Origin of the sequence: Pseudoduganella buxea, from assembly GCF_009720835.1 — a bacterium.
In the GTDB taxonomy this organism is placed as follows: domain Bacteria; phylum Pseudomonadota; class Gammaproteobacteria; order Burkholderiales; family Burkholderiaceae_D; genus Rugamonas; species Rugamonas buxea.
Window position 1 is genome coordinate 24,512 of the sequence record NZ_WNKZ01000027.1, and the last position, 24,366, is coordinate 48,877.

Consider the following 24,366-nt stretch of genomic DNA (forward strand, 5'->3'; position numbering starts at 1 on the left):
TTGCAAAAATCAACACGGGCAGCATCGACTTCATGCAACAAGCGTCAAAAATCTCTGTCATTGTCACGACATACAACCGACCGGACGCCCTGACGGCGGTGGTCGAAGCCTGCTTCGCGCAGGACGATACCAATTTCGAAATCATTATCGCTGATGACGGCTCGACGAACAACACGCGGGACTGCGTGGCCGCCCTGGCGGCCCGTTCGCCCGTGCCGCTGCGCCATGTCTGGCAGGCCGATGAAGGCTTCCGCGCCGCCCGCGTGCGCAACCTGGGCACCCTGGCCGCCACCGGCGACTACATCGTCTTCCTCGATGGCGACTGCGTCCCGCAGAAGAATTTCGTGTCGCGCCACCGCAAGCTGGCGCGCCCAGGCTTCCTCGTTTCCGGCAGCCGCGTGTTGCTGAGCGAACAATATACCCGCGAGCTGCTGCAGCGGCGCCTGAACCTGCACACCCTGTCCGTGGCCGAACGCCTGCGCCTGCGCCTGGGCGGCCATTTCAATAAATTTCTGCAGACGGTGCTGGTGCTGCCCGACGTCGGCCGCGAACGGCGCCGCTTCTCGTGGCGCCGCATCAAGAGCTGCAACCTGGCCGTCTGGCGCAGCGACCTGGACCTGGTCAACGGCTTCGACGAGAGTTTCCAGGGCTGGGGCCACGAGGATTCGGACCTGGTGGTGCGCCTGTTCAACGCGGGCGTGCTGCGCAAGGACGGCGCCTTCGCCACCGAAGTGTTCCATCTGTGGCACCGCGAAAACCAGCGCGACCAGGCCAGCAGCAACCGCGCCGTCGTGCTGCAGCGGGCCGTCGACCGCACCACCCAGGCCACCGCCGGCCTGCGCGAGTTGGCGGCAAGCAATGCCATCCAACGGGAACCGGCCCCCGCGCCCGGAACCATTTCCTAGGCAAATTCTTGCGCATCGAGACGCGACGTTGCTCGAAAACGGGACGGTCCGCCGTAGCGGTCTGACACCGGTTTTCCGGCAATGCTGGTGATACCTGCAATAGGTATCTGACACCGAATTGGGCGTGTGTAAATCCGTAATAGGTATCTGACACTGAATTCGGGGTCGGAGTAGAATCGGCGGGATTGCGGCGGCATGTGCGGTACCGAACGGTGCTTGCATCCTGGTACTGTCAAGCTGGCAACTCGATCCCAACCACAAGGAGAACGCGATGCGCCTGGATATTTACCGACGGCCTGAACACGATGGTATTTTTTCCTATCTGGCCGTGCCAGAAGGAAAACCCATTCCGCAGGAAGCCATCAATACCGACTGGGAACCGGAAGCGAAAGCGCTGGAAGTCGATGACGATGCCGACATTCTGCCCGATTTCCATATCGAGCACCTGCCCCAGCAGATCGGTACCAAGGGCTACGCGATCACGAGCCTGAAAGACATGTAAGTCATCCGGGGCGCGATGCCCCATCGAACAAGGCCGGCTGGCGTGCCCTGCACGCAGCCCGCTCCGCCGCGATGCGGTGGCGGTTCGCCATGCCGTTGGCCGCTTCCAGCGGCACGCCGAAGCCTGCGTCGCCCTGCATGCCCTCCCCTGCACCTTCCCGCCCGCGCGCCAGCAGCCGCGCCAGCATGACTTCCCCCAGCGCCGCCTTGAAATGCCCTGCTTCCCAATACCAGCGGGTCGCCGCGTCGCTGCCGGGCGCCGGAATCGGTTCGCACTGCCGATCGCCATAGCCGCTGAAATCGACCAGCATGATACGGGCGCGCGGATGACGCTTGCGGGCCGCCGCCACTTCCTCGACCAGCACCGTTTTCCACGCCTCGAAGCGGGGCCACAGGCCATGGCGTTCGAACGCCGCCAGCAGTTGCGCATGGTAGGGATAGATCAGCAGGTCCAGCGCCACGGCCGGGTTGCCCTGGGCCGCCGCATCGGTCAAGGCGCGCAGTTCGGCCCGCAGCGTGCCCTCGTCCAGCCCACCCTGCGCGAAGCGCGCCAGCTTGCGCTCGTTCTCCTGCTCGCGCTGGCGGAAGATAGCGGCGTAGCCCTCCACCCTGGCCGTCCTGTGGTACTCCCGCAGCGGATTGAAGCCGCGCAAGGTCGCCATCGGAGCCTCCTGGTCATGCTGCAGTGCCACGGTGCGCAGCGCATCCTTCAGCGATGCCGCCGACAGCAGCGCATCGGCCTGCCAGGCGTGCCCAGGCGGTGCCACCCGAAGCGGCGGCACGGGGCCGGCCCTGACCGGCGCCGCCGTCAGCGCATCGACGAAATCGACGCCGGCGACGACGTGGCGCGGCCCGATGCCCTGGGCCGCCAGGTAACGCAACTGGCTCACGGCCGTGACGGTACCGGTGCCGGCCAGGCCCAGGTTGACGGCGTTCGTCCCCTGCAGCGCCGGGCCGTCCGGATCGAGCCCTGCCTCCACGCGCGAATTGCCGACGATGACGAGGCGTGGCTGCAGCCGCAGCGCGCGCGCCAGCTTGATTTCGTTCTGGTGGCGCGTCAAAGGCGGCTTGACCCGGTTGACGCCGGCCTTCTCGTACCAGCCGTACAGGCCATACGGATCGACCAGCAGCACGGCCAGCGCCGCCAGCACGGCCGTGGCCAGCATGACGCCGGCCAGCCAGCGCAGGTAGAGGGCGTGGCGGGCGTCCATCGCTAGAACTGGAAGTAAAGGAAGTCGCTGGGCTGGTTCAGCGACAGCACGCTCAGCACGGCCAGCACGCCCAGGACCACCGCCTGGCGCCGCCCCGGCTGCCAGGCCAGCCAGCCCGGCCCCCCTTGCGCCGGGCGCGCATCGAGCGCCGGTTCCCAGCGCCGCATGATCTGCTGCGTGTTCGGCATGGCCAGCGCCAGCACTGCGCCCAGCGCCACCCAGCTCCACGTTTCCACCAGCCGCGTGCCGCCGCCCAGATACCAGCTGACCCCGAGTCCCTCCAGCACCTGCTGCAGGCCGCCCAGGCGCATGCCGATGGCGGCCGGCAGTGCGACACCCTCGGCGCCGACCATGCCGCGCAGGATGGCCAGTGCGCCGGCCACGTCGGGGGCGCGGAAGAAGACCCAGGCCACGCAGACGGCGCCGAAGGTCAGGGCCCACGCGCACAGGCGCCAGGCGCGCCCCGCGCCATTGCAGCCAAGCCGTTCGCGCAGGGCCGACCAGCCATGGGCGACGACCAGGTAGACGCCATGCAGCGCGCCCCAGATGACGAAATTCCAGCCGGCGCCGTGCCACAGGCCGCCCAGCAGCATCGTGGCCAGCAGGTTGACGTGGCGGCGCAGCGGGCCCTTGCGGTTGCCGCCCAGCGGCACGTACAGGTAGTCGCGCAGGAAGCGCGACAGCGTCATGTGCCAGCGCCGCCAGAACTCGGTGATCGTGACGGCCTTGTAGGGCGAATCGAAATTGAGCGGCAGCCGCACGCCGAACAGCCGCGACAGCCCGATCGCCATATCCGAATAGCCGGAGAAATCGAAATACAGCTGGAAGGTGTACGCCAGCACGCCGCCCCACGCGACCAGCAGCGACACCCCTTCCGGCGCGGCGAACAGCACGTTGGCATGGGGCGCCAGGCTGTCGGCCACCAGCACCTTCTTGGCCAGGCCGATGACGAAGATCGAGCCGCCGATGGCGAAGTTGGCGGCCCGTGGCGCCAGGTTGGCCGGGTCGGCGAACTGCGGCATCATCTCGCGGTGGTGCAGCACGGGCCCGGCCACCAGGTGGGGGAAGTAGGTGACGAACAGCAGGTAGTGCAGGAAGCGGCTTTCGTGCACCAGGCCGCGCGCCGTATCGACCAGGAAGGCGATCTGCGTGAAGGTGAAGAAGGAGATGCCGACCGGCAGGACGATGTGTACCAGCGGCACCTGCCAGCCCGTCAGCTGGCCGGCCGCCTGGGCGAAGAAGCCGGCATACTTGTACCAGCCCAGCAGCGCCAGGTTGGCCGCCACGGCCGCCGCCAGCCAGCGCGACCGGGCCTGCCCGGCGGCCGCGCGGATGCGCAGCGAGCAGCCGTAGTTGATGGCGATGGAGGCGAGCAGCAGCGGCAGGTAGCGCACGTCCCACCAGCCGTAGAAGAACAGCGAGGCCGCCGCCAGCACGGCATTGGCCGCGTCGCCGCCGCGGCGGGCTGCGGCAAAATACGCCAGCAACACGACCGGCAGGAAGCCGAACAGGAAGGCGTGGGAGTTAAACAGCATGGCAGGCGCGCATGAACACTCCGAACGTTGTCGTTTGGAACATTATCTGACGTCGATCGTGCGTCTATTTGCGCCAGATCAATACCCAGCTAACCAGACTCAAGAACTGAGATCAAGAACTGAAAAACACCCCGCCTGCTTGCCGCTTCAGTACTCCACTGCCACCTCGCGCGCGCCCAGCACCTGCTCCAGCGCCACCGTCAGCGCGTCCGAAGGGGCCACGCGCCAGTCGTCGCCCAGCTGCAGCACGCAGTCGATGCCTTGCGGCCGGATGCGCATCTGGACCGGCAGGCCGTAGTCGTCGCGGTGAGGCGTCAGCACTTCGCGCAGCTTCGCCGCCGGCACGGCCTCGGGCAGCATCCAGCCCATCTGTCGGCCGAACTGCAGGCGCGCGGCGACGATGTCGTACACCTTCTCGGCCGAGATGCGCAGGCCGCCCGTGAAGCGGTCCTCGGACACCTTGCCCGTCACGGCCAGGAACTCGTCCTCCTTGAAGCACTTCTTGTTCGCTTCAAAGATCTCGCTATACACCGTCACCTCGACAACGGCGCTCTTGTCGTCCAGCGACACGATCAGGATCTTGCCACGCTGCGTCATCTGCGTGCGGATGCCCGTGATGACGCCGCACAGCATGCGCGGCTCGCGCGACGGCTCCAGTTCCGACAGCTTGGTGCGGGCAAAGCGCCGCGCCTCGTTCGCATAGATGTCGAACATATGGCCGGACAGGTAAAAGCCCAGCGCGATCTTTTCCTCGGACAGCTTCTGGCGGTCCGTCCACGGCATGGCCTGCACGTACTCGGGCGGCGCCACCAGGTCGCTGTCGTCGCCGCCGAACAGGCTGACCTGGTTGGCCGCGCGGGCTTCCTGGTCGGCGCATTCCATCGCGAAGCCGACGGACGCAAACAGCACGGAACGATCGACCCCGAAGGCGTCGAAGGCGCCGGAGCGGATCAGGGCCTCGATGGTGCGGCGGTTGATCTGCTTCTTGTCGACCCGGCGGCAGAAGTCGAACAGGCTGGTGAACGGGCCGTCCGCGTCGCGCGCGGCGATGATGGCCTCGATCGCGTTCTGGCCGGCGCCCTTGACGCCACCCAGGCCGTAGCGGATGTTGGTGACCTTCTTGCCCGTGACGGAAGGCGGCGGGCCGTCCGGACGGAAGCGGTAGGCCGACAGGTTGATGTCCGGCGGCAGGATGGTCAGGCCGCACACCTCGATCGAATCCTCGACGAGGATCTTGACCTTTTCCGTGTCGTCCATCGCCAGCGACATATTGGCCGCCATGAACGCGGCCGTGTGGTGCTGCTTCAGGTAGGCCGTGTGGTATGACAGCAGCGCATAGGCGGCCGCGTGCGACTTGTTGAAGCCGTAGCCGGCGAACTTCTCCATCAGGTCGAAGATCTCGTCGGCCTTTTCCGTCGTCAGCCCCCGTTCGGCCGCGCCCTTGCGGAAGATCTCGCGGTGCTCGGCCATCTCCTCGGCCTTCTTCTTGCCCATCGCCCGGCGCAGCATGTCGGCGCCGCCCAGCGAGTAGCCGCCGATGATCTGCGCCATCTGCATGACCTGCTCCTGATAGACCATGATGCCGTAGGTCTCGGACAGGATGCCTTCGGTGCGCGGGTCCGGATAGTCGAACTTCTCGCCGTGCTTGCGCTTGCAGAAGTCCGGAATCAGGTCCATCGGGCCCGGGCGGTACAGCGCCACCAGCGCGATGATGTCCTCGAAGCGGTCGGGCCGGGCGTCCTTCAGCATGCCCTGCATGCCGCGCGACTCCAGCTGGAACACGGCCACGGTCTTCGCCTTGGTCAGCAGGTCATAAGACCCCTTGTCCTTCAACGTCACCGTGGCCAGGTCGAAGTCGGCCATGGCCGGATCGAGCTCGCGGATGTAGTTGACCGCCCGGTCCAGGATGGTCAGGGTGGTCAGGCCCAAAAAGTCGAACTTGACCAGGCCGACGGCTTCGACGTCGTCCTTGTCGTACTGCGACACGACGCCGCCCTCGCCGCCCTGCGTGTACAGGGGACAGAAGTCGGTCAGCTTGCCCGGCGCGATCAGCACGCCGCCGGCGTGCATGCCGATGTTCCTCGTGATGCCTTCCACCTGCTGCGCCAGGTCCAGCAGCTGGCGCACTTCTTCCTCGTTTTCCAGCCGCTCCTTGAGCTGCGGTTCCTCGTCGATGGCGTCGGCGATCGTCACGGGCTTACCCGGTTTGAACGGAATCAGTTTCGAGATGCCGTCGCAGAAGTTGTAGCCGAAGTCCAGCACGCGGCCGACGTCGCGGATGGCGCCCTTGGCCGCCATCGTGCCGAAGGTGGCGATCTGCGATACGGCGTCCTTGCCGTACAGTTCCTTGACGTGCTGGATGACGCGGTCGCGTCCTTCCTGGCAGAAGTCGATGTCGAAGTCGGGCATCGAGACCCGTTCCGGGTTCAGGAAACGCTCGAACAGCAGGTTGTAGCGCAGCGGATCGAGGTCCGTGATCAACAGCGAATACGCCACCAGCGAGCCGGCACCCGAACCCCGGCCCGGGCCCACGGGCACGCCGTTATCCTTGGCCCACTGGATGAACTCGGCCACGATCAGGAAGTAGCCGGGGAACTTCATGTTGATGATGGTGTTGTTCTCGAACTCGAGGCGCTCCTCGTAGCGCGGGCGCTGCTTCTCGCGCTCGACCGGATCGGGATACAGCTGCAGCAGGCGCGCCTCCAGGCCCTTCCTCGTTTCCGCCACGAGGAACTGGTCGATTGTCATGCCGGGCGGCGTGGGGAAGTTCGGCAGCTGCGGCTTACCCAGGGTCAGGGTGACGTTGCAGCGGCGTGCGATCTCGACGGAATTCTCCAGCGCCGCCGGCAGGTCGGCGAACAGGATCTCCATTTCTTCCTGCGTCAGGAAGCGCATCTGTTCGTTGAAGCGCTTGGGCCGCTTGGCGTTGGCGATCATCTCGCCTTCGGCGATACAGATGCGGGCCTCGTGGGCGATGAATTCCTTCTCCGACATGAACTGGACCGGGTGCGTCGCCACCACGGGCAGGCGCAGCTTGGCCGCCAGGGCCACGGCGTGGCGCACCTGCGCCTCCTGGTTCGGCTGGCCGGCGCGCTGGATCTCGATATAGAAGTGGCCGGGGAAGATGGCGGCCCACTTGGCTGCGTGGCGTTCGGCCAGGTCCAGGTTGCCGTTGTCGATGGCGCAGCCGATGTCGCCGAACTGGGCGCCGGACAGGGCGATCAGGCCATTGGCGCCGCTCTCGCCGGGGAAGATCTCGTAGGTTTTCGTGGCCAGCTCGGCCAGCCATTCCGTGCGTACTTCGGCGCGGCCCTTGTACTGGTTGGTCAGCCACGCCGTCGACAGCAGTTCGCACAGCTGCAGATAGCCCACGCGGTTCTTCGCCAGCAGCAGCAGGCGGCACGGCTTTTCGCGGTTGTCGTCGTTGGTGATCCACACTTCGCAGCCGATCACGGGCTTGATGCCCTTGCCGCGCGCCGTTTTATAGAACTTGACCATGCCGAACAGGTTGGACAGGTCCGTCACGGCCAGCGCGCCCTGCTTGTCCTTGGCGGCGGCCTTGACGAGGTCGTCGATCCGCACCAGGCCGTCGACAATCGAATACTCGGAGTGCACGCGCAGGTGGACGAAGCCTGGTCCGGCGGGTGTTGCGGGGTCGTCCGGCAGAACGACTGCGCGATCCTGTTCGATGGTGTCGATGCTCATTTGCTAACGCTGGTAACGGATGGGAAGCCGCTATTTTACCGCCGCGCGGCCGGAGGCACCCGGCATTATTCAGCAGCCGCGATGTTGCCATAGGACCATTCCCGGCCCGTGGGACGGCCCGGCGGCAGCCGCCGGCCGCGGCGTTGCCTTATAATGGCGGCTGTTCCGGAAAAATCTCCTCCCTATCCCACTATGCAAGCAAGCACTCTCGACGCGCCGGCAACCGCAGGCGCGGCAGCGGCGCATTCGGCGCAGCCTACCGCCGGCCAGTTCGTCAATATCGCCGCCTACAAATTCATTACCCTGGACGCGCTGGAAGAACTGCGCCCGCAGTACCAGGACATCACGACGCGCCTTGGCCTGAAGGGCACGATCCTGCTGACGCCGGAAGGCATCAATATGTTCCTGTCCGGCACCCGGGCGAACATCGACGAGTTCCTCGCGTGGGTACGCAGCGATGCCCGCCTGGCCGACCTGGAAGTGAAGGAAAGCCTGTCGGTGGAACAGTCGCACAAGCGCATGCTGGTCAAGATCAAGGCCGAGATCATCACGATGCGCATGCCGCTGATCAAGCCCGAGGAAGGCCGCGCCCCGTTCGTCGAGGCGCACACGCTGAAACGCTGGCTCGACCAGGGCCACGACGACAACGGCAAGCCCGTCGTCATGGTCGATACCCGCAACGATTTCGAAGTGGACGTGGGCACCTTCGACCGGACGGTCGACTACCGCATCAAGAAGTTCACGGAATTCCCGGAAGTGATCGCCGCCCACAAGGACGATTTCGCCGGCAAGACGGTCGTTACCTTCTGCACGGGCGGCATCCGCTGCGAAAAGGCGGCCATCCACATGCAGAACATCGGCTACGACAATGTCTACCAGCTCGAAGGCGGCATCCTGAAGTATTTCGAGGAAGTGGGCGGCGCCCACTACACGGGCGACTGTTTCGTGTTCGACTACCGCACGGCGCTCAACCCGCAGTTGCAGCCGACGCAGACGGTGCAGTGCTTCGCCTGCCGCGCCGTCGTCACGCCGCGCCAGCAGCTGGCGCCGGAGTATGTATATGAAGTGTCATGCCCGCACTGCTACGGCAAGACGGACGGCCAGGCCTGACCGGGAAGCGCAATCAAAGACGCACGATAAAAATCCGGGAAATTCCCGGATTTTTTTTTGCACCACGATCAACGGAAATACAGGGCAATCTCCCTGATATCGTCCGGCCCCAGCGTGCCGGCCGCGGCGCGCAGCCGCAGCAGCGCGAGCAGGTAGTTGTAGCGCGCCTGTGCCAGGTCGCGTTCACTGGCATACAGCTGCTGCTGTGCGTTGAGCAGGTCGAGGTTGATGCGTACGCCGCCCTTGATGCTCTGCTCCGTCGCCGTCATCAGGAGCCGGCCCGACGCCACGGCCTTTTCCAGCGCACGGATGCGCGATACGCCGCTGACCACGGCGCTGTACTGCTTGCGCAGTTCCACCAGCGTCTTGTCCGTTTCCACCTGGAGGTCGGCACGGGCACGCTCTTCGCCCGCGACGGCCTGGCGGGCAATCGCGCTGACATAGCCGCCCTGGTACAGCGGCACCGTGAGCTGCACGCCCAGCACCCGCGCCGTGGAATCCTGCGTATAGGTATTGAGCGTTTCCGCGTTGGCCTTGCTGAATGTGGCCACCAGGTCGAGGCGTGGCGCGTGACCGGCCTTGGCCTTGTTGACCTCCTGGTGCGCGATCTCGATGCCGAACGTGCGCGACAGCAGGTTCGGATTGTTTTCCAGCGCGATCTTGCGCCAGGCCTCGAAGCCGCCCTCCTGCATCGGCACAAGGCGGAAATTGGGCGCCAGTCCATCGAGCTCGCCCGGTTCCTGGCCGATGATGCCGGCCAGCGCGGCGCGCGATGTCGCCACATTGTCCTGCGCTTCGAGCACGGCGGCTTCCGCAACGTCCAGCCGGGCCTGGGTTTCCAGCATATCGGTGCGGGTGCCTTCGCCCTTGGCGAACAGCCGGTCGTTCACGTTGCGCTGCTCGGCCAGCGCGTCGCGCTGGGCCGTGGCCAGCCGCAGCTGCTCGTTGGCGAACAGGCCATCCGTATAGGCCTGCACCACGCGCAGCACCATTTCCTGCTGCCGCACGGAGAACAGCGCCGCCGACGAATCGCTTTGCGCCTTGCCCTGCTTGAAGCGCGCCCACGCATCCATGTTGAACAGCGGCTGGCGCAATTGCACGGACGTCGAACCGCTCAGGTAGCGGGGATGGGTGGTGTCCTCGCCCCGCAGGCCTTGCTGCGTCAAGTCGGCCCAGTTCTTGTTGCGGTAATAGCTGGCCTGCAAGGTCGGCAGCAGCGCCGAGCGGCCGATATTGCGGTACTCGATGCCCTGCGCGTTTTCCGCCAGCGCCGCCTTGTACTGCGGGTCGTTCTGCAGCGCGGTCTGGTAGGCCTGCAGCAGGCTCATGGCGCTGGCGCCGCCGGCCGACAGCAGCCCGGCGGCGGCCAGCAGGGCCGGAAGCAATTTACGGATGGTCTGCACTTACTCCTCCGACATCGACGTCTGGGCGCGGTCGTACACCGGCTTGAGCAGGTAGCTCATCATCGAACGCTCGCCCGTCTTGACGAACACTTCCACCGGCATGCCGGGCAGCACGTCGAGCTTCTTCTGGGCGATCAGGCGCGCGCCTTCCGGCGTGACCTTGGCCTTGACCAGGTAATACGGCATGCCCGTCTTCTCGTCCACGGTACGGTCGGCCGCGACCTGCGTCACCACGCCGGGGATATGGGGCGTCTTGTTCGTATTGAACGCCGAGAACATCAGTTCCACCGGCAGTCCCTTGTGCACCCGGTCCACCAGGTTGACGGGCAACTGGCCATCGACGATCAGTGCGTCGCCGGCCGGCACCACGTCCATCATGTGCGCGCCGGGCGGCACGACACCGCCATTGGTAAACACGTTCATGCCGACGACGACGCCATCGGCGGGCGAACGCACGGCCGTGTTGTTGACATCGTATTCCAGCGCGCGCAGGCGGCTGCCGACGGCTTCCACGTCCTTCTGCACGTCGGCCAGCTGGGTGCGCACTTCCTTCTGGTACTCCTGCATCCGTTGCGAGCGGCGCAGCGAGATCTCGACGATCTGGCGACGTCCGCGGCCGATATTGCCGATGTCTTCCGAGATCGAGCCATTGATCTGCGCATAGGTGCGTTCCAGGTCGAGCAGGCGGTTGCGGGCGACGTAACCATCCTTGGCCAGGTCGCGCATGCCGGCCAGCTGCTCCTTCAGCATTGCCAGTTGTTCTTTCTTGCTGTTGCGCGATTCATCCAGGCCCGCCGTCTGCATTTTCAGGCCGGCGATGTTTTCGTCGTACGCGGACAGCTCGCTTTGCAGCGCCATCGTGCGCGACGTGAACAGTTGCCGCTGCAACGCCATGCTTTCGGCCGCGCGGGGATCGTTCTGCATCGATTCCAGCTCCGCCGGGAAGGTGATGCTCTTGGCGCCATCGCGTTCGGCCAGCAGCCGTGCCTCGGTGGCACGCGAGGCGAAGTACTGGGCCCGCGCCGTGTCGAGCTGCGAACGTGCCACCACGTCGTTCATTTCCACCAGCACCTGGCCGGCTTTCACGTGAGCGCCATCCTGCACGAGAATGCGCTTGATGGTGCCGCCGGCCTGGTGCTGCACTGCCTTGCGGTTGCCTTCCTTGGCGACGGTGCCCTGCAGCGGCACGCCCTTGTCGAGCGGCGCCAGCAATGCCCACAGCAGGAAGCCACCCACGCCCAGCAGCACGATGATCCAGCCGATCCGGCTGTAGGAGCTGGGGTCCGTATGGACGGTCAGCGGCTCGACGTCATGGCTGATGACCTCGACTGCGTCTTTTTTGGTCGTTAGTGCTTTCATGCTCATTCCTGTTCCGAAGTTGCCGCGGGCTGCCCTGCCGGGGCGGCCGGGGCCGCTGGTGGGTGGCCGGGCTGCCCTGCCGGCGCAGCCGGCGGCTGGCCGGGCTGCCCCGCGGCGGGCTGAGCTTGCGCCGCAGCCTGCGCCTGCTGCAACTGCTGTTGCTGTTTCTGCTGCTTCTGCTGCAACGCTTGCAGCACTGCGTTGGTGGGGCCGAACATTTCCACGACACCGTCACGCAACAGCAGCAACTTGTTGGTGATGCCGATGGCGTTGGTGCGGTGCGTGATCAGCACGATCGTCTTGCCGCGCTGGCGCAGGTCGCCGATCGCGGCCAGCAGGGCCTGTTCGCCGACGTCGTCCAGGTTCGAGTTGGGCTCGTCCAGCACGATCACGGCCGGGTCGCCATACATGGCACGGGCGAGGCCCAGGCGTTGCTTCTGGCCGCCGGACAGGCCGGCGCCGCCGTCGCCCAGCGGCGTGTCGTAGCCCTTGGGCAGGTGCAGGATCATGTCGTGCACGCCGGCGCGCTTGGCGGCCAGCACCACTTTTTCCGCATCCACTTCGCCGAAGCGGGCGATATTGTCGCTCACCGTACCGGCGAACAATTCGATATCCTGCGGCAGGTAGCCCAGGTGGGGGCCCAGTTCGGCCTTGTTCCACTGGTAGATGTCGGCACCGTCGAGGCGCACCTTGCCCATCGCCGAAGGCCAGACGCCCACCAGCAGGCGGGCCAGCGTGGACTTGCCCGAGCCGCTCGGCCCGATCACGCCCAGCACGTCGCCGGGGGCGATGCCGAAGCTCACGCCACGCAGCACGGCGGCGGCAACGCCCGGTGGCGCTGCCGTGACCTGTTCGACGGTCAGGTTGCCGGTCGGCGTCGGCAATTCCATGCCGACGGGACGTTGCGGGTTCAGTGCCAGCAATTCACACAGGCGGTCATAGGCGCTGCGGGTGCTGCTCCAGCTTTTCCACACACCGATCACCTGCTGCACGGGGCCGAGCGCGCGGCCGACCAGGATCGACGCGGCGATCATCATCCCCGGCGTCATCTTGTTCTCCAGCACGAGCAGTGCGCCGAAGCCCAGCACCAGCGATTGCTGCGTGAGCTGCACGAATTTCGTGACGGCCTGGATGCGGCCAGCCTTCTCGCTCGCTTCGGCCTGTGTGTGCAGGAAGCGGCCATGCAGCTTGAACCAGCGGTTCATCAGGTTGGGCAGCATGCCCATCGACTCGATGACTTCAGCATTGCGCAGGTTGTTCGTCGCGATCGTGCTCGAAGCAATGGCCAGCGTGTTGGCTTCGGCCAGCGGCTGGCGCACGGCCCGTTCGTTGAGGAAAGCCAGGCCGATCAGCACGAGCGTGCCGGCCAGTGCGAACACGCCCAGCTGCCACTCGAACAGGAAGATGACGACGAGATAGATCGGCACCCAGGGGGCATCGAAGAAGGCGAACAGGGCGTTACCCGTCAGGAACTGTCGAATATTCGTCAGGTCCGTCAGCGACTGGCCGGCCGGCCCCCCTGCCCGCTTCAGGTTCTGCTCGAACGCGGCCGTGTAGACGCGCTTGTTCAACTCCATGTCGAACTTCGCGCCCACGCGGATCAGCACGAAGCTGCGGATCAGTTCCAGCAGCGAGATGACGATGTAGGCACCGACCATCAGCAAGGTCAGCATCAGCAGCGTGTATTCGTTTCGGCTCGTCAGGACGCGGTCATAGACCTGCAACATGTACAGCGACGGCGCCAGCATCAGCAGGTTCGTGATGGCACTGAACACGCCCACCGTCACGAAGCTGCGCTTGAGCGAATGCAGTACGTGCTCGATCTCGTTTTTCGGTTTGAAGAATTGGTTTTTCATTAATACACGCAATGCAAGGTAGGGCCGCTGCCGCGGCGAGGACTGCAGTCGGCACGGCGTGGCAGGACGCGTGCGCGCACCCCCGGAAGGGCTGCGATATTATGCACCAAAACCCGGCAATATGTGACGTAAATCACAAATCATGCAGATTTTGTGCCGATCAGCAACTGCCATTACCCGCATCGGCCCTGCAGGACACTGCCTGCAGGGCATTGTGCACGTGGCCGTCAGGCCGGCGTGAACGGGACGGTGAAGTCGGTCACGCCGACGATGCGCACGGCCGCATCGTCGCCGTCGAGGGCGCCGGCGGTCGTCCCCGTGTCGGCGAACAGATAGGTCGAATTCTCATAGGTGAACTGGACCAGCTTGCCGACTGGCGCCACGCTGGCGGCGTGCACGAAGGCCAGCGCGAGGGAAGCGTCTTTTGCCGCCGACATCTTGACGATGTCGGCATTGGCAGTGGCGCCGTCGATGGTAATGCCGCCGAAGGTCATCACGTCCACCGTCGACGCCAGGTCGTCCGTCTCCTTGTGGCGGTCGAAGCCGGCGACCGCATCCATATTGGCATAGGTCGAACGCAAGTTCAGTACGTCGTGCCCGCTGCCCAGCGTGATCTGCTCCGTCACATTGGCATTGCCGGTAAAAGTCAGGCCGCCCGTGATCTCGCCGCTGCGCGCGCCGACGGTCAGTGTGCCGCCCAGCCCCCCGGCGTCGATCGTGGCCAGCGCCGTGGCGGCGCCCGGCGTGCTGCCGGTATCGTTGCTGTTGTCGACAGTGACGGAACCATTGCCCGCCAACTTCAACGCCTTCAATGCCGCCAGGCTGTTGCTGTCGCCGCTGACGATGGTGATCGTCGCGCTGGCCAGCGTATCGGCCGTCGCCGTCTTGGCATCGACCGCGTTGACGACATTGACCGTCAGGCTCGTGCGCAGGTCGCCATCGATGGTGGTGTGGACGTCGCCGTCATACGCCGGCAAGGTGCCGGTACTGGCCGCTGTCGCCGTCACGTTGACGGTGGCGGTGTCGCCCTTGAGCGTGAGCGTATTGGCATCGCGGTCGGCGCTGACCTGCAGATCGCCGCGGTAGGTCACCGCGCCGCCGTCGGCGACGGCATAGCCGGCAGCCGTTGCATACAGGTCGCCGTGCGCCAGCAGCTTTTGCGAGGCATTGACGATCGATGAATCCTGGCCGAAGACGATGGACGGGAAGTGTGCCAGGCTGGCGCCATCGACGGTGAGGACGGGCGAAGCCGCAAAAGTAAGGACGCCGGCGCTGTACGCCGCACCGGGGGGCATGTCGAGCAGCCTGGCCAGGGTCGTCGTCTGCAGGCTCGCCACGGCGGCGGCCAGGGTCGTTGCATCGACCACGCCGTGCAGGTAGGCCTTGGCGATCTCGCCGGCGCCTTGCCGGCCATATGCAGCGGCAATGACGGGATCGGCGATGGTCAGCTCCGTGAATGCAATCGCGGCCTTGACCTTGCTGTTGACGGCGCCCGTGTCGGCCGGCGACACGGTGGGATTGTCGACGGCTGACGAAGCGATGGCATCGACCACGTACGACGGGCTCAGCGCGCCGGATGCCAGGTGGCCTGCCCAATACTTCAGGCCCGTGGGGTCGGGGGCGCGGTTGAACAGGTTGTCGTAGATTTTCGTGACGATCTGCTCCGGTGTCAGGCGGTCGAACTGCGCCTGGTATTCGGGGGTTTTCGAAAACGCGGTGCTGATATCCTTCAGCGACCCGCCGTTTTTCGTAATGGCATCGACCCAGAACTTCAGGCCACCGGGCTCGGCGGGTCGATTGAAATAGGCAAGGTACAGTTGCTGTACTGCTTCGGTAGGGGTTTGGGCCATCTCGGTCTCCATCTGCTCGCGCGGAGCATGACACTAGCGATATGAAAGTAAAGTACTGACAGAATAAAAAAACGGCCAGACAAAGTCTGGCCGTTCTTGCATCAGCCGAACCGAAGTCCGGCCAACCAGGCTACTTAGGCAGCTGCGACGCCGAAGGCGGTCGTCAGGTCAACGGTACCAACCAGCTTGACGGCGAAGTCGGTAGCGTCCAGCGAACCAACCGTTGCGCCGTCGTCAGCGAACAGGTAGGTGTTGCCTTCGAACACGAACTGAGCGATCTTGCCAGCAGCGGTGTTTGCACCGGCGTTGGCGAAGGCCAGTGCCAGCGACGTGTCGCCGCTGCCCAGCGTCAGCTTGACGACGTCGGTGCTGGCGGTGGCGCCATCGATCGTCACGCCGCCGATTTCCAGCACGTCGGTCGTCGACTTAGCATCTGCCGATTCCTTCGTCACATCCAAGCCGGTGATCGTGTCCATGGCTTCGTAGGTCGAAGCCAGCGTCAGCATGTCATGACCAGCACCCAGCTTGATGGTTTCAGCCAGGGCGGCGTTGCCCGTGTAGGTCAGGCCGCCGGTGATGTTGCCGGCGTTGGCGCCGAAGGCCAGCGTACCGGTCAGTGCCGAAGCATCGACCGATGCCAGCTTGGCGTCAGCAGCGCTGCTGTCGACGGTCACGGAACCGTTGCCGGCCAGCGTGACGGCCGTCAGGGCCAGCAGGCCGGTATCGACAGCACCGATGGTGATGTCAGCCGAAGCCAGCACGTCAGCGGTCGGGCTGGAAGCCGAGTCAGGACCGTTGGTGACATTGACGGTCAGGCTCGTTTTCAGATCGCCCGAGATCGTGGCAGCAGCAGCAGCCAGGTCGGTCACGACATTGACGGTTGCCGAGTCAGCGTTCAGGACGACGGCGCCGGCAGCGGCGTCGGTCGTCACGTTCAGCGAGCCGGCGTAGGTGGTCGCGCCGGAGGCTGGGTTGGCGTAGCCGGCAGCCGTGGCGGTGATGTTGTCATGGGCGGTCAGGGCCTGGTTCGCCTGCACCTTGGTGATCACGCCAGCGGCGTCGAATTCCAGCGACGTGAACTGGTCCAGACGGGAACCGTCGGCAGCCGTCACGGCAGCGCCGAATGCCAGCGTTTCGATGTTGCTGATGGCTGCGTCGAACAGAACGTAGTTGCCTTCGGTCAGAGCGATCGTACCGCCGCTCGTCAGGTTCAGCGTGTCAGCGCCTTCGCCGCCGTCGACCTTGAACTTGGCCGTCAGATCGGCGGCTGCCATCGAGATCGTGTCGTCGCCGGAGCCGGCGTTGACGGTGACATTGCCTGCGCCGGTGGTGGCGACGGTGATGGTGTCGTTGCCGGCGCCGGTCGTCAGCGATGCTGCCTTGGTCGACGTGGTAGCGGTGTTCAGCGTGACGGTGTCGTAGCCAACGCCGGTGGCGATGGTGGCGACGGTGGTGCCGTTACCGACGATCTTGATGCCAGCTTTCGAAGCCGAAGCGTCGATGGCGGTCAGCTTGTCCAGGTCGGTGATGTCCAGTTCCGTGCCGGTCGTCACTGCAACGTTCAGCTTGGTGATCGTGCTGGTGGCGGTCGAATCGACCAGCGTCAGTACGTCAGCCGCGCCAGCGGTGGCGTGAGTCGAGCCTTCGACCGACAGCGTGGCCAGCTTGGCGCCGCCCACGGTGATCGTGCCGGACGTGTTCGACAGGCCGATGGTGCCGGCGGTAGCGGCCGCATCGTACGTTACGCCGTTCGCAACAGCGGCTTCGCCGGCGTTGAACACGACTTTCTGGGCGGTGACGCCGGTCACGGTGGTGGCAGCGCCGTCCACGGTGATCTTGGTCGAGCCGGCGAAGAAGTCAGCAGCGGTGGTGCCTGCGTCCAGCTTGTCGGAACCGGTGATGTTGATGTTCTCGACGCCCTTGACGGTGCCGACCAGCGAATCGTTGATGCCGGTGTCGACGTTCAGGTTCAGCGTGTCGTTACCTGCGCCGCCATCGATGGAGTCGTAGGAAGCCAGCACGTTCGAGATGGTGCCGTCGGTTGCCTTGACAACGAAGGTGTTGAACGTGTCGTTGGCGCTCGTGCCAACCAGGACGTCCTGGCCGATCGTCAGGGTCTGCGTGCCGCCGACTGGCTGGCCGGCCATCAGGATGGCTTCAGCGGTCGTGGTTGGCAGGTCGGCAACAGCCAGGTTGTACGACGCTTCGTCGGTCACGCTGTGGATGTAGGCCTTGGCGATTTCGCCAGCTTGTGGGTTGCCGTATGCCAGGCGCAGGGCGACGTCGTTGTTCAGCAGGTTCGTGAACTGGACGGCAGCTTTCACCTTGTTGGTGATGGCGGCGGTGTCGGTTGGCGACACGGTTGGGTTGTTGACGGCCGAGTTGGCGATCGTGTCGACGATGTTCGAAATCGTCAGTTCGCCGGACTGCAGCTTGCCGCTCCAGAAGTCCAGGCCCGATGGGTCTGGCAGGCGGTTGAACAGGTTGTCGTAGATCTTGGCGATGATCTGGTCAGGGCCCAGATTCGCGAATTGCGCCTGGTATTCGGTGTCACGTGCGAACGCGGCGCTCACGCCGGCCAGGCTGCCACCAGCTTCAACGGCATCGGTCCAGAATTTCAGGCCGGTTGGCTCTGCAGGACGGTTGAAGAAAGCGATGTACAGTTGTTGGACTGCGTTGATAGTTTGAGCAGAAGCCATCTATTGTTACTCCTAAGATAAATCATTCAAAAGTTGAACCCACGATGCGCCGGACCTACCGGGGCAAGAGCACGCATCGAATCATGGCAGAAGAAACGAAGTGAAAATGTGACGGTCATCACAAATCAAACCATTCCCCATCGATTCTTGACGTTTTTTTACGACAGAAATTACCACAACGGCATTATCCAAGAAGCGATTGTCAAAATCAATGATTAATACCAATGCAGGAAATGCGGAAAGAGTTTAATTGAAACCCTGCCGCCACGGCGCGCGGATGAGGCTTCGATAAACAGGTATAAAAAATAAAACGCTGCCGAAGGCAGCGTCTCGTGGCGTGGTCCGCGATCAGCGGGCCCAGGTAGTGACACCGGAAACGATCTTGCCCGGTCTCAGCGCACCCTGGAAAAGGTAGGTCGCGCCATTATTATTATCCAGCGCGCCAAAGATGGAGATATTGTTAGCAGGTGTATATTGATTGCTATTGCTGAATAGACCATCTTTTTCCACCCTGCCGCTCGATGCCAGCCGATAATCCTGGCTATCGTGCCGCAAGTCGAAACCGGTGGTGTACCGGGCATTGCCGAAATCGATCATCAACTGGCCGTTCGATATCGTCGCCGCCGTGCGCACCTGGGTCGCCATGTCGCGCACATACGCTTCGCCACCCGTCAGCACGAAGCCGGCCGTGCCCCGTTCCGGCAGCACATACGGATCGCCGGCACGGTTCCGGAACAGCACATAGGTTTCGTTATTGTCGAGACTGTCCGCGCCCGCTTTCGTCAGGCGGGAGTTGGCGTCCTTGTCATAGACCGCCTGCCAGCGTCCCCACGACACTTCCCGGCCCTGGCGGACGATCTCCACCACCACGGGCGGCACCGGCGGAGTCACCACGGGGATCTCCGGCTCCTGCGGCGGTGGCTGCACCGTCGCGTTCAAGGCCTGTTGCGCCAGCACGCCGGACTTGTGGGCGTCCAGCAAGGAAGCGTCGGCGCCCTCCTTCTCCTTGCCCAGCGGCTCGTCCGTACGGGGCGGCGCCACAATGTCCGGTGCCACGGCGCCACCCTGCATCAGCCGCGGCGTGGCCTGGCCACGGCGCACTTCCAGCAATTGGCCACGCTGCAAGGCCGACAGCTCGCTGCCGCTGCCGCAAGGCCCCGTACCACCGGGTTGGCAGCCGCCACCGAACGAACTCATGGTAATGGCGCCGGAGATGACGGCCACGCGCGACGTCTCCTGGTCGGTGAATACGGTGAAGTCGGTGCCGCGCACGCCAATGGCGGCGACCGGCGTGTTGAAGCGGAAATTCTGGCGCGCGGCCTTGACGGCCTTGCCGGACTGGCTGCGGGCCACGCCCTTCGTCAGCTCCAGCTTTACCTGGGTGCGCGACGGCTCGACCTTGTCGACATGATAGGTGACGATCTTCGCTTCGGACTGCGGGCGCAGGATGAACAGGCCTTCGTCCACGGTCTTGATATACAGGTAGCCGTCCGCTCCCGTCACCAGGGCGTCGCCCTCCTGCACGGCACTGCCGTTCGACGCGGGCACGCCTGCGACCTGGACGTTGCCGGTGACGAACACGATCCTGCCGGCCTCGGCGGCGCCTGCCGGCGCGGCGACGGCCAGGACGGCGGCGATGATGGGGGTGGCAAAGATAGCGCGCGACATAAATTTCCTCATTTGGCCATTATCCGCGTGGCAATAGCAAGTTCCGTGACGGCTATCACATTCTAGCAAATACGCTACAGGCAGCCGCGATCTTTACATCTTGTAGCATCTGCTTGGTCGGTGCTGCGTGGCAAGTTATACTTTTGTTTTTATACAATAGCCGGGTCTGCCCTTGAGCGCCATCGTCCGCAGTCTTGCCGCGCGCACGCCAACCATGCTGGTGCGGCTGGCAATTGCCGCCGTGGGCGTGCTGCTGGCCGCGGCGGCGCAGTGGACACCTGGCATCAAGGTGCCGGACGAGTGGCTGCGCGACCAGCTGATCCGGCGCCATGTGGTCGCGACGCCCGAACCGCGCGTGCTGGTGGTCGATATCGACGAAGCGAGCCTGGCCAGCCATGGTGACTGGCCGTGGCCGCGCGGCCAGTTGGCCGACCTGGTGGAAATCCTGATCGGCGACTACGGCGCGAAAGGCGTCGCGCTGGACATCGTATTGCCGCAGCCGGCCGACCCGGCCGGCGACCTGCGGCTGGGCATGCTGGCCCGCCACGGCCCCCTCGTGCTGGCCCAGGCCTTCGACTACAACGCGCTGCGGCCGCAGCACCTGCGTGCCGGCGTGCCCGCCGGTGGCCGGCCCGGCACGGTGCCGGGCGCACTCCAGGCCAGCGGCTATATTGCCAATCAGCCAGCCTGGGCCGACGTTCCCCATGTCGGCAATATCGGCTTCGTCCCCGATCCGGACGGCGCCCTGCGCCGCCTGCCCATGTATACCAGCTTCGCCGGGCGCAGCTATCCGGCCTTGAGCCTGGCCCTGGTCAACTGCTGCAGCGGCGGCGCCGTGCTGACGCCGCCGCCCGTGCTGCGGGTGGACTTCCGGCGCGACTGGACGGCCTACACGGTCGTCTCCGCCGGGGACATCCTGGACCATGCGATTGCCGCGCGCGACGTCGCCGGCCGGCTGGTGATCGTCGGTTCCTCGTCGCTCGGCCTGGGCGACCGGGTCACGACGCCGCTGGCGGCCAGCCGTCCCGGCCTGGGCGTGCAGGCGACGATGCTGTCCACGCTGCTCGACCAGCAGGCCGGCACGCATCCCGCGCCATGGCCGGGGCACTGGATCGCGCTGGCGTTCGCCGGCGCCGTCGCATTGCTGACAATGCTGGCATTCCCGCGCCTGCCCGCCCTGGGCAGCGCCGCGCTGCTGGTCGCCGCCGCCGCACTGTGGCTGTGGCTGGCGGACGGTATCGGCGTGCATGACGCCACGTTCTCGCCCGGCGGCCCGCTGCTGGCGATCCTGTGGCTGCTGGCCGTGGGCGTGCCCTACCAGTGGCAGCTGGCACAGCGCCGGTCACGCGCACTGCTCAACACGCTGCGCCAGTACGTGGCGCCCGGCGTCGTGCGCGAGCTGCTGCGCAGCGACATGCGCGATCCGCTGGTGCCGCGCGAACTGGACGTGACGACGCTGATCGCCGACATGGAAGGCTACACGGCGCAGGTGGAGGCGATTCCCGTAGCCGAGGCGGCGGCGCTGACGCGCGCGTTCCTCGATTGCCTGACCGGGCCCGTGATCCGCCACCAGGGTACGCTGGACAAATACACGGGCGACGGCCTGGTGGCCTTCTGGGGCGCCCCGTTGCCCCAGCACGACCATGCCGACATGGCCCTCGACGCGGCGCGCGAAATCCTGCAGCAGGTGCGCGCACTGAGCGAGCAGCGCCAGCGCGACGGCCACCCGCCACTGCGCGTGCGCATCGGCATCGAGAGCGGACTGGCAGTGGCCGGCGATTTCGGTACATCGTTCCGCAGCATATATACTGCCGTCGGCGACAGCGTCAACACCGCTTCCCGGCTGGAGCAGGCGGCGCGCGATTTCCCGCACGACGTGATCGTCGGCGCCGGCACGGTCGAGCGCTCGCGGCGTCACCAATTCCTGTCGCTGGGCGAGCGCCTGCTGCGGGGCAAAGAAAAACCGGTCATCCTGTATACGATAGATTCCACCATGAGCACCCCCGCCCCCAACGTTGCCGGGCCCGCCACATGACGACACGCCCGTTTGCCGGTATCCGGCATGCCGTCCTGACGCTGGCTGCCGTCCTCGCCGCTGCCCTGGCCCTGCCCGCCATGGCACAGACGGCCGCCGAGCAGTCCGCCGAGATCGAGCTGATGTACCGCGATGCCCTGCGCTCGATCGCCGAAGGCCGCAACAGCGATGCCAGCGATACCTTGCGCCGCGTCGTCGACAAGGAACCGCTGCACGCGGGCGCCTGGCTCGACCTGGCACTGGTCCAGTGCGGACTCGGCCACGAAGACGAAGCGGAACGCCTGTTTCGCGCCATCGAACAGCGCTTCGATCCGCCGCCCGGCATCCTGCAACTGATCGGCGAGGCCCGCGCGAAGGGCTGCGACCGCTGGCAGCCGCGCAGTTCCGGTTCGATCCAGTTCGGCCGCGGCATCGACCAGAATGTCAACCAGGGTACGAGCAACCCCCTGTACGATGCCGGCGACGGCGTCGAGCTGCCGCTGTTGCCCGATTTCCTCCCGCAACACGACCAATACAGCATGCTGTCGCTGGACTACATGCGCGACCTGACGCCGAACGGCGCGATGGGCTTCGTCCAGCTGCAGGGCCGGCGTAACGACACGATGCGCGACTATGACAGCAACGCCCTGTTCCTCGGCGCCGAAACGCCGTGGCGGATGGGCCGCTGGACCTTGCGCGCCAGTGCCCTGGGCGGCGTCGTCACGCTGGGCGGCAAGAGCTACCAGCGCGTGGGCCAGCTCCAGGCGCAGGTAGGCGTGCCCCTGCCGCTGCCGCCGAAATACCGCTTTACCGTGCTGGGCGGCGTTACCCGTGCCAATTACCTGACGCTGGCCAATTTCGACGGCATGACCACGGAGCTGCGCGGCCAGCTGGTACATCGCGACGACAACCATTACTTCAGCGCCAGCTTCGCCTTCAGCAATGACCACGCCCTGGACGCGCGCCCCGGCGGCAACCGCCACGGCAACACGGCAACGATACTGTGGCGCCAGCCATTGGCGGCAGGCATCAACGGCGAATTCGCGTACACGCGCCAGCAATGGCGCGGCAGCACCGCCTACGCGCCGGGCCTGATCAACATCGCACGCGACCAGCGCACCCAGATCGCCCGCGCCACGTTCAGCTATCCCGTCAACCGCAACAACAACGTGTTGCTGGAACTGCGCAAGACGCACAACGAGGAAAACATTTCGCTGTTCCAGTATCACAGCGGCCAGATGCAGCTGAGCTGGCAATGGCTGACGCCCTGATCCGGTACAATGTCGGCCGCGTGCGCGGTGCACGGTCTGTGGGCGTACGCTATGAAGCTGGAAATGTGGGGTCTGATCACGCTGGGCATCGCGCTTGTCGCCGGGTGCCTGGTCCCCAACCGCTGCCTGCCGCGCCTGCCTGACGATAAACTGATGCACGCCGGCGCGTTCGGCGTGCTGGCGTGGCTGGCACTGGGCCTTGCCACGGGGCCGGTGTCGGCCGCCGCATGGATGGCCGGCCTGGCCGTGGCGGGCTGGCTGATCGAGTGCCTGCAGGCGCTGGTGCCCGACCGCGGTTTCTCGTGGGGCGATATCGGCGCCAACCTGGCCGGCATCGGCGTGGCGATACTGGTCCGGGCACTGTCCCATCATTTCATGCCATAGTAGATTTTTTGCCTTGCGATCAAGAGAGCGCCGATGAAAGTGAGCAGCACGCCAGCCGATTCTCCCAGCATACCGCGCGGCAAGGGCGAATTGCAGATTCACCTGCGCAACATCCCCCTGCTGGCCAACCTGACGGACGAGGAAATCGTGCGCGTCAAGGCCGATATGCGCGTGCGCTCGTACGCCAAGCGCGACGTGGTGCTGCACAAGGGTGGCAGCGGCGACGGCCTGCTGTTCCTGCTGACTGGCCAGCTGCAGGTGATCGACGTGACCGAGGATGGCCGCGCGATCGGCCTGCGCATGCTGGCGCCAGGCGATTTCTTCGGCGAAATCGCCCTGATCAATAATTCCACCCGCTCCGCCTCCGTTGTGGCGATGACGCCGGTACTGGTCGGCTTCCTGCCGGCCGCCACGGCACTGCACCTGTTCTCCCACTCGCCGTCGGTGGCGCGCCAGATGCTGCAGCACCTGGCGCAGAAAATCCAGCGCGATTCGGAATTCCGTGCCTTGCTGTCCATCAACAATACGACCAAGCGGATCTTTACCTACCTGCTGCTGATGGTGCAGACCGATGCCGACGGCATCTCCATCGTGAAAAACCTGCCCACGCACCAGGACATTGCCAACATGATCAATACCAGCCGCGAGACCGTCACCCGGGCGCTGCTGACGCTGGCACAACAGGGCATCATCGAAAAGGAACAGCACCGCCTCGTCATCCTCAATCGGGCCGCGCTGGAGCGGCTGGTGCACGGCGACAGCGCCTGAGCCTGCCGCTCCCGCGCTTGCGCGACTTAGCCGATCAACAACCCGATCGAGTATAATTTTGCGCTCATCAATCCGGCGCCCCCCAACCTGGCGTCGCTACAGCGCACATGACCATTACCTTTGCAAC

Annotated in this window: 16 protein-coding genes; 7 read left to right on the forward strand and 9 right to left on the reverse strand. The window is 65.3% G+C overall.

Annotated features, from left to right (window positions below; genetic code table 11):
- Nucleotides 1-32: 32 nt before the first annotated feature.
- Both GM672_RS11600 and GM672_RS11605 read left to right on the forward strand, forming a co-directional pair.
- Entirely contained in the window at nucleotides 33-905 is an 873-nt protein-coding gene (locus tag GM672_RS11600) for a glycosyltransferase family 2 protein (RefSeq protein WP_155470687.1), read from the forward strand.
- Nucleotides 906-1,176: 271 nt separating this feature from the next.
- Entirely contained in the window at nucleotides 1,177-1,407 is a 231-nt protein-coding gene (locus GM672_RS11605) for a DUF6139 family protein (protein ID WP_155470688.1), read from the forward strand.
- Nucleotide 1,408: 1 nt separating this feature from the next.
- Here the strand turns inward: GM672_RS11605 and GM672_RS11610 are convergent, their stop codons facing one another.
- From GM672_RS11610 to dnaE, 3 genes are all read right to left on the reverse strand, one after another.
- The gene (locus GM672_RS11610; RefSeq protein ID WP_155470689.1) at nucleotides 1,409-2,617 is read right to left on the reverse strand and encodes a hypothetical protein; all 1,209 of its coding nucleotides are present in this window, start codon (nucleotides 2,615-2,617) and stop codon (nucleotides 1,409-1,411) included.
- A 2-nt stretch (nucleotides 2,618-2,619) separates the two neighbouring features.
- Entirely contained in the window at nucleotides 2,620-4,152 is a 1,533-nt protein-coding gene (locus GM672_RS11615) for an MBOAT family O-acyltransferase (protein ID WP_155470690.1), read from the reverse strand.
- A gap of 147 nt (nucleotides 4,153-4,299) precedes the next feature.
- Nucleotides 4,300-7,857, reverse strand: a complete 3,558-nt coding sequence (gene dnaE / locus GM672_RS11620; RefSeq protein ID WP_155470691.1) for a DNA polymerase III subunit alpha — start codon at nucleotides 7,855-7,857, stop codon at nucleotides 4,300-4,302.
- Between the two features lie 192 nt (nucleotides 7,858-8,049).
- Between dnaE and GM672_RS11625 the strand changes: the two genes are divergently transcribed.
- Nucleotides 8,050-8,967 (forward strand): sulfurtransferase, encoded by a 918-nt coding sequence (locus GM672_RS11625; protein WP_155470692.1) that lies wholly within the window; start codon nucleotides 8,050-8,052, stop codon nucleotides 8,965-8,967.
- A gap of 68 nt (nucleotides 8,968-9,035) precedes the next feature.
- Here the strand turns inward: GM672_RS11625 and GM672_RS11630 are convergent, their stop codons facing one another.
- The 6 genes from GM672_RS11630 to GM672_RS11655 form a co-directional block, all read right to left on the reverse strand.
- Nucleotides 9,036-10,370 (reverse strand): TolC family outer membrane protein, encoded by a 1,335-nt coding sequence (locus GM672_RS11630; protein ID WP_229427726.1) that lies wholly within the window; start codon nucleotides 10,368-10,370, stop codon nucleotides 9,036-9,038.
- Complete coding sequence (locus GM672_RS11635; protein ID WP_155470693.1) at nucleotides 10,371-11,729, reverse strand: HlyD family type I secretion periplasmic adaptor subunit; 1,359 nt, start codon at nucleotides 11,727-11,729, stop codon at nucleotides 10,371-10,373.
- Between the two features lie 2 nt (nucleotides 11,730-11,731).
- Entirely contained in the window at nucleotides 11,732-13,585 is a 1,854-nt protein-coding gene (locus GM672_RS11640) for a type I secretion system permease/ATPase (protein ID WP_155470694.1), read from the reverse strand.
- 227 nt (nucleotides 13,586-13,812) lie between these two features.
- Nucleotides 13,813-15,435, reverse strand: coding sequence for a DUF4214 domain-containing protein (locus GM672_RS11645; protein WP_170300025.1), 1,623 nt, complete (start codon nucleotides 15,433-15,435; stop codon nucleotides 13,813-13,815).
- A gap of 134 nt (nucleotides 15,436-15,569) precedes the next feature.
- Nucleotides 15,570-18,134, reverse strand: a complete 2,565-nt coding sequence (locus tag GM672_RS11650; RefSeq protein ID WP_155470696.1) for a DUF4214 domain-containing protein — start codon at nucleotides 18,132-18,134, stop codon at nucleotides 15,570-15,572.
- 348 nt (nucleotides 18,135-18,482) lie between these two features.
- Nucleotides 18,483-19,802 carry a FecR family protein gene (locus GM672_RS11655; protein ID WP_170300026.1) on the reverse strand — a complete coding sequence of 440 codons (1,320 nt, stop codon included), beginning with the start codon at nucleotides 19,800-19,802 and terminating at the stop codon, nucleotides 18,483-18,485.
- Between the two features lie 172 nt (nucleotides 19,803-19,974).
- Between GM672_RS11655 and GM672_RS11660 the strand changes: the two genes are divergently transcribed.
- The 4 genes from GM672_RS11660 (at nucleotide 19,975) to GM672_RS11675 (ending at nucleotide 24,239) form a co-directional block, all read left to right on the forward strand.
- Complete coding sequence (locus GM672_RS11660) at nucleotides 19,975-21,837, forward strand: CHASE2 domain-containing protein (RefSeq protein WP_229417687.1); 1,863 nt, start codon at nucleotides 19,975-19,977, stop codon at nucleotides 21,835-21,837.
- On the forward strand, nucleotides 21,834-23,087 hold the full coding sequence (locus tag GM672_RS11665) for an AfsR/SARP family transcriptional regulator (protein ID WP_229417688.1): 1,254 nt from the start codon (nucleotides 21,834-21,836) through the stop codon (nucleotides 23,085-23,087). Before GM672_RS11660 ends, GM672_RS11665 begins: the two co-directional genes overlap by 4 nt.
- Nucleotides 23,088-23,150: 63 nt before the next feature.
- On the forward strand, nucleotides 23,151-23,471 hold the full coding sequence (locus GM672_RS11670) for a VanZ family protein (RefSeq protein WP_229417689.1): 321 nt from the start codon (nucleotides 23,151-23,153) through the stop codon (nucleotides 23,469-23,471).
- Between the two features lie 33 nt (nucleotides 23,472-23,504).
- Nucleotides 23,505-24,239: a Crp/Fnr family transcriptional regulator gene (locus tag GM672_RS11675; RefSeq protein WP_155470699.1), complete on the forward strand. Its 735-nt coding sequence runs from the start codon at nucleotides 23,505-23,507 to the stop codon at nucleotides 24,237-24,239.
- Nucleotides 24,240-24,366 lie beyond the last annotated feature (127 nt).